Annotated in this window: 7 protein-coding genes and 1 pseudogene; 4 read left to right on the forward strand and 4 right to left on the reverse strand. The window is 39.0% G+C overall.

Annotated elements, in window-relative coordinates:
• Both MRT15_RS08550 and MRT15_RS08555 read left to right on the forward strand, forming a co-directional pair.
• Nucleotides 1-719: pseudogene (locus tag MRT15_RS08550) on the forward strand (hypothetical protein); the annotation flags it as partial.
• Nucleotides 720-743: 24 nt separating this feature from the next.
• Nucleotides 744-1,517, forward strand: a complete 774-nt coding sequence (locus tag MRT15_RS08555) for a metallophosphoesterase family protein (RefSeq protein ID WP_304329666.1) — start codon at nucleotides 744-746, stop codon at nucleotides 1,515-1,517.
• Nucleotides 1,518-1,521: 4 nt separating this feature from the next.
• Here MRT15_RS08555 and dapA read toward each other — a convergent pair whose 3' ends face one another.
• On the reverse strand, nucleotides 1,522-2,442 hold the full coding sequence (gene dapA, locus MRT15_RS08560) for a 4-hydroxy-tetrahydrodipicolinate synthase (protein ID WP_304329667.1): 921 nt from the start codon (nucleotides 2,440-2,442) through the stop codon (nucleotides 1,522-1,524).
• An 87-nt stretch (nucleotides 2,443-2,529) separates the two neighbouring features.
• On the opposite strand from dapA, the gene MRT15_RS08565 reads away from it, so the two are divergent.
• Complete coding sequence (locus MRT15_RS08565; RefSeq protein ID WP_304329668.1) at nucleotides 2,530-3,009, forward strand: flavodoxin family protein; 480 nt, start codon at nucleotides 2,530-2,532, stop codon at nucleotides 3,007-3,009.
• Between the two features lie 50 nt (nucleotides 3,010-3,059).
• Nucleotides 3,060-3,746 carry a metal-dependent hydrolase gene (locus MRT15_RS08570; RefSeq protein ID WP_304329669.1) on the forward strand — a complete coding sequence of 229 codons (687 nt, stop codon included), beginning with the start codon at nucleotides 3,060-3,062 and terminating at the stop codon, nucleotides 3,744-3,746.
• Between the two features lie 68 nt (nucleotides 3,747-3,814).
• On the opposite strand, the gene rtcA is transcribed toward MRT15_RS08570, so the two are convergent.
• From rtcA to MRT15_RS08585, 3 genes are all read right to left on the reverse strand, one after another.
• Nucleotides 3,815-4,876 carry an RNA 3'-terminal phosphate cyclase gene (gene rtcA / locus MRT15_RS08575; protein WP_304329670.1) on the reverse strand — a complete coding sequence of 354 codons (1,062 nt, stop codon included), beginning with the start codon at nucleotides 4,874-4,876 and terminating at the stop codon, nucleotides 3,815-3,817.
• A gap of 81 nt (nucleotides 4,877-4,957) precedes the next feature.
• The gene (locus MRT15_RS08580) at nucleotides 4,958-5,968 is read right to left on the reverse strand and encodes an NOG1 family protein (RefSeq protein ID WP_304329671.1); all 1,011 of its coding nucleotides are present in this window, start codon (nucleotides 5,966-5,968) and stop codon (nucleotides 4,958-4,960) included.
• Between the two features lie 23 nt (nucleotides 5,969-5,991).
• On the reverse strand, nucleotides 5,992-6,446 hold a 455-nt coding region (locus tag MRT15_RS08585; protein WP_304329672.1), incomplete at its 5' end, for an ADP-ribose-binding protein.

Here is a 6,446-nt window from a genome sequence, read left to right on the forward strand (position 1 = left end):
TGTCATCCATAAAACCAACAAGAGAACTTGGATTAGAGGAGATATTTAGTTTAGCTTGGGACCTATACACTAAACATGCAAAGAATATTATTCCACCATACATAATACTTGGATTATTAACATTGATAGGCGAACACATCCCAATATCATTACAACATCAAAGGACTTATGCCATAATGAAACTGCATATTGGGATATATGAAATTGTAACTTCAATGTTATGGTGGCTGATAATTGCCATCATCGGCCTAATAATTGCTGGAGTTACAATTAAATATACTGGGGATGTAATTGAGGGGGTGAATCCAACATTGAAATCCTCACTAAATTACACTGTAAGTAGACTTGGAGACATAATATTATCATCAATAATACTTGCAATCATATTAATAGTGGGATTCATACTCCTAATAATTCCTGGAATAATATTTGGAATAGTGTTCATATTAACCATGCATGTAGTTGTGCTTGAGGGGAGGGGTCCAATAGAAGCCCTTAAAAGGAGTAAACAACTCGTCCATGGAAGGTGGATTACAACATTTGCAATATTGTTAATAATTTTCGTAATAATATTTGTAACCAGCTCAATACCATGGTGGATAGGCTTCATACTCACATTAATAGTACAACCATACATTGTCACCATATTGACATTCCTATACTACTCCATGAAGGCAAGGGAAAGTCAACCTCCACCACCAACAATTAGTTGGGTGTGAAGGTATGCTGATGGGGTGAATGATTTGGCTGGGAAACTTAAAATCATGGATTGTAGGGGTGCTAGTAGGATAATTGTTGTTGGGGATATACATGGAGATTATGAGGCATTTAGGGGGGTTGTGAAGCTATTCAATCCAGATAGGGATGTAATTGTATTCTTGGGGGATTATGCTGATAGGGGGGATATGGGTGTTGAAGTCATTGAGGGTGTTAATGATTTAATGGAGAATTATGGTGATAGGGTTGTGGCTTTGAAGGGGAATCATGAAGATTATAGGGATGGTGAACCATACTTCCAACCATGCACACTAATATATGAAGCGGATGTTAAGAGGGGAGGGTGGAGTAACTACTACAATTCATTCTTAAAGAGGTTTATAGGTAGACTGCCAATAGCTGCATTATATGATGGGATACTATTCGTTCATGGTGGAATATCATCTAAAATAAGAAGCCTAAAAGATCTTGAGGACCCAGCACCTGAAGTTGAGGAGGATGTTTTGTGGAGTGATCCATGGGGAGGGTTTGGGGAGCATCCAAACTTTAGGGGGGCTGGAATACTGTTTGGGGTGGATGTGAGTGAAAGTGTTTGTAGAGCTTTAAATGTGAATTACATAGTTAGAAGTCATGAGCCGAGGAAAGCTTTGGATGGACCATATGTGGAGCATGATGGTAGAGTAGTAACTGTGAGCACCACGAGGATTTATGGTGGTAGACCATTCATACTATCCATACCCACAGAAAACACGCCGAAAAATGGTTATGAATTAATGAATTATGTGGTAATGATTGATTAGGGATTCATTCTAGGGCTATGAATCTGGTTAAATGTAAATCCATAATCATCTTCCTAATTTTATCTTCAACTTCACCCTTCTCCATGGTTAACGGTGGCCTAACATAGGGTTTAACTGGTGAACCCATAAGCTTCATTAAAATCTTAACTGCAGATGGGAATGATGATGTGTAATCATAAACCTTAACTATTCTAAGTAGAGTTTTCCATGCATTGTAAGCCTTTTGGAAGTCACCCTCCCTCCAACCATCATAAATCTCCCTATGGAGTTTTGGGGTTGCATTAGCCAATGCCATTATACCACCATCACCACCCATCATCAATGCGGGTAGGAACATATCATCTAAACCAGTGAATATCGAGAAGTCACTCCTAACACTCTTCAAATCAATTATGAGATTTCTGAGGTATGTGAAACTATCAAAAGTTACCTTTGCCCCAACAATATTACTATATTCCGAGGCAAGCTCCAGATACATTTGAATTGGAATATTAATTCCAGTGGTTGATGGAATATTGTAAACTATGACGGGGATATCAAGCTTCTCAGCAATTGTGGAGAAATGCTTCTTCAAACCTTCATATGTGGGTTTAAAGAAGAATGGTGGAGTAACTATAACGCCATCCACACCAAAATCCTTAAAAACTTTACCCAACTCCAAACTATGGGCAGTGGAATTGGAGCTTATTCCAGGTATAACCTTAACCAAGCCATGAGCCTCCTCCAAAACAATTTTAACCAAAAGCACACTTTCATCCCTACTCAAATGGACAAACTCACCAGTAGTGCTATTTGGGAATATACCATGAACACCACCCTCCACCTGATACCTAACAAGCCACCTCACAACCTCCACATCAATGGATAAATCCTCCTTAAACGGTGTTATCATGGGAGTAATTACACCATGAAACTTAACAGGCATAACAAACACCAAACACGATTAAATATTATCCACACAAAATGCTCATATACCTTACCATAACATAATTCTACTATAAGGTGAATTGGAATGGTGAAAATCCTAATAATATATGATTCAAAAACTGGCAATACAGAGCGAATGGCATATGCAGTAGCCGAGGGGGCAAAACAAGTGGAGGGGGTGGAAGTAACTGTAAAGAGGGTTGACGAAGTAAAACTGGAAGACCTATTAAACGCCCATGGAATAATAATCGGCTCACCAACATACTACGGTCAAATGTCAGCAAAAATAAAAGACCTAATAGATAGAACAATTGAAATTCATGGGAAACTTGAGGGGAAGGTTGGCGCAGCCTTCACAAGCTCAGGAGGAATTGGAACAGGAGCTGAAACAACACTACTATCAATAATTCAAGCCATGCTAATACATGGAATGATAATTCAAGGGAGATCAGATGACAAACATTACGGAGCTACAGCCGTGGGAACACCAAATGAAGAAGAACTTGAAGAATGCCGTGAACTTGGGAAGAGAACTGCAGAGCTGGCTAAGAAGCTCCATAAATAATTAATGTTTTTAAATTGAGAAGAGCAAAATTCATTTTGGGTGAATACCTTATGATTAGAATTAAATGGTTTGGGCATGCAGCATTCTCAGTAAATATAGATGGAAAGATATTCTATGTGGATCCATGGATTAAGAATCCACTAAACCCAAGTAAAGAGATACCAGAGGAAGCTCCAGACTACATAATAGTTACACATGATCATGGCGACCACATTGGGGAAACCATTGAGATAATGAAGAAGCATAGTAAATCTAAGTTGATAGCAATATATGAGATAGCATCCAGCATAGCTAAAGAGATAGGAGCTGAGGAGAGGGTTATTGGAGCAAACATAGGTGGACCCATAAACCTCGGAGATGGATATAAGGTAATATTAACCGTGGCAGAGCATTCAAGTGAAAGGGGAAGTCCCACTGGAGCAGTATTCGGTAAGGAGGGGAAGTACGTTTACCATGCTGGAGACACAGGATTAACATACGACATGAAATTGATAGGGGAATTATACAAACCAGTAGTGGCATTGCTACCCATAGGGGGACACTTCACCATGGGACCCATAGAAGCAGCATGTGCAACTCAAATGATAAACCCAAAATACGTTATACCAATGCACTACAAAACATTCCCAATAATAGCTGGAACCCCAGAGGAATTCAAGAAATACTTGGATGAAATGAAAGTGAAGGTTGAATTAATAGTTCTAAAGCCAGGTGAAGAAGTTACATTAAAAGTCTAACGCACACTAAAACACCATAATAAAATTTACATTATTTATAATTTTAACTGAAATTGAGGTTTGAAAAGTTATATTCTCTGGAACCCAGCACTCCTACACCTTATTGTTACTGGTTTCCCTTCTATCACTTCGAAGGAGACTTCTGGTAGGAATTTCTTGCTCAACTCTATGCATGTTAGGGTGTGCATGCTTAGATTACTGGTTTTTATGATGGATTCCCCCTTGGCGAGCATCATGTATACTATCAATTGATCTGCTGCATGGGAATCCACAGTCCCTCCACCCCTAATTTCATCTAGAAGTTTCATTGCAGCTTCCTCCCCAACCTTTTCAGCTGGCTTCCCTATTTCACCTAAACTGTCTGAGCCAATAATGCATCCAGTGGATGTTTCAGCCCATAAAACTATTCCACATCCAGGGCTTAAAGCACATTTCGGGTGGTTTGATTGTAGGATCTCCAATTCTATATCGACATCGAATCCATGGGATTTTAGGATTTTCGATGCGGAGTTTGCCATTCTATTTGCAATGTGTTCTGGGAGTCTAGAGCTATATGATATCCCCTTAATCAATTTTATTGAACCTTGATCTTCAAGTCTTATTGGTTTTAAACTTGTTACTGGCTCCATGTAAGCTCTAACAATACCTCCACCCCTAGGGTAGAAGCCTCTCCTCAAAACTTGGATGTTGAAGTTGTATCCAGATTTGGATAGTATTGGTTTCAATACGTTTATTATGTAGTCTACTGGTGGTGCAAGTGGATTATCAGTTCCACCAATAATCTCCACATTAACCCTTGATTTAGCGAACATTGCTGCTGGTAGTAGGCTTTGAAGTACAAGGGTAGTTGAACCTGCAGTTCCAATATCGAATCTATAGCTTCCACCACCAATACTTTTAGGATTAAACTTTATCTCCATAGATCCAAGCTTCAAACCCTCAACTTCAGCATTCACCAAGCTTGCCACAGCCTTAATTGCAGTTATATGTTGAGCTTTTAAACCTGGATCACTCCTCTTAGCCCTTATATTGAAAACCCTAACTGGAACCCCTAAAACAGCTGATAAAGCCACAGACATTCTAAGTATCTGCCCACCACCTTCAAGCATGCTACCATCAACTTCAATCATACCATCCACCCACTAGCAATTCACAATTAAATGTGTAATTCTTCAAAAGAATATTCCCATATATCAATTTAAGATTTAACTTTAAGCTCCCATACTCCTCAAGATATATTCAACAATCTCCATAGTCCCAATGCAGTTGAGGGAGTTGCAAACGTAAACCTTATCATAATTGATTAATTTAGTGGCTTTGTCGATCTGATCTTTTGAAGCTAAATCCATTTTCGTCAACCCAATCACAAGTATCCTGTCAGCGAAGAATTCTTTAACACTCTTGAAAACGTTCAATTGGTATTCTAGGGGGTATCCACAAGTCTCAGTGGGATCTATTAGGAATACCACTCCACCCCTAAGATTCTTTAAAGCAGCTATAGCTTGCAATTCAATCTTATTCCTCTCATTTAGAGGTCTATCCAGTAATCCTGGGGTATCAACAATTTGAGCTCTAACACCATGTGAACCCATAATGTGACCTACACTAACATTCTTGGTTGTGAATGGGTATTCAGCAATTTCAGGTTCAGCTGTGGATACACATTTAACGAAAGAAGATTTCCCAACGTTTGGTGCACCGCAAACCACTATTATGGGTATGTTGAAGTCTATTGATGGAAGCCTCCTAAGCTTCACTAAGTTGCTGAGGAATTTGAGATCTTCATCAATATCATCAATTATGGATGAAACTCTACCATAAAATGCTCTACGAAGTTTAGCAGCTTCACGGGGATCCATTGCCCCCCTAATTTCACGTACATACTTTTTTGATAATTTTAATATCATGGATGAAGCCCATGAAACATTCCTCAAAGATTTAACATATGAATCCCTATCAAACATTACACAGAATAAATCCCTATAGAATGGATGTATTGAATCTAGGTTAGGCATACCATTAACAATGGATTTCAATCTATCCGAAATTATCGATGCAACAGTCCTTATACGTCTAATCTCCCTAAGCTTAGCCATTAATAGTGGATCCCTCTTACTTGGAAGCTCAATGGATATCTTAGAAGCTCTACCAAAAGCCATATCAATAAGCTGCTGGGAAGTTGGAACTCCTGGGATGTTGCTAAATGGATTAAAACTAATCATAGAATCCAATTATTAAGGTGAAGCTAAACATTAAAAGCTTTATTAAATGCTTCTTTAAAAATGTTGTAGGCTTCAGATCCATATAAGCATACAATAATCTTCCTCAAAGACTTCAAGTGTGGAATTTCTCTACGGAAAACTTCAGCCATAACCTTAGCCGCTAAATCATATGGATATCCATAAATGCCAGTGCTAATGGCTGGGAAAGCTATACTCTTCAAATTAAGTTCATCAGCCTTTCTAAGGGCATTGGTTACTGCTTCATCAAGCTTAGATGGTGGATCCACATTCCATTTTGGGCCAACAGCATGAATAACATACTTTGCCTTAAGGGAACCTGCACATGTAACTGCAACGCCACCAACAGGTATGGGGCCATGCTCCCTCACATACCTACGACTCTCCTCCTGAATTATATCTCCACCTCTACGAACAATAGCCCTCGCAACACCCCCACCATGCTCAAGATATGGATTTG

Source organism: Candidatus Culexarchaeum yellowstonense (assembly GCF_024707025.1).
Classification (GTDB): Archaea; Thermoproteota; Methanomethylicia; order Culexarchaeales; family Culexarchaeaceae; genus Culexarchaeum.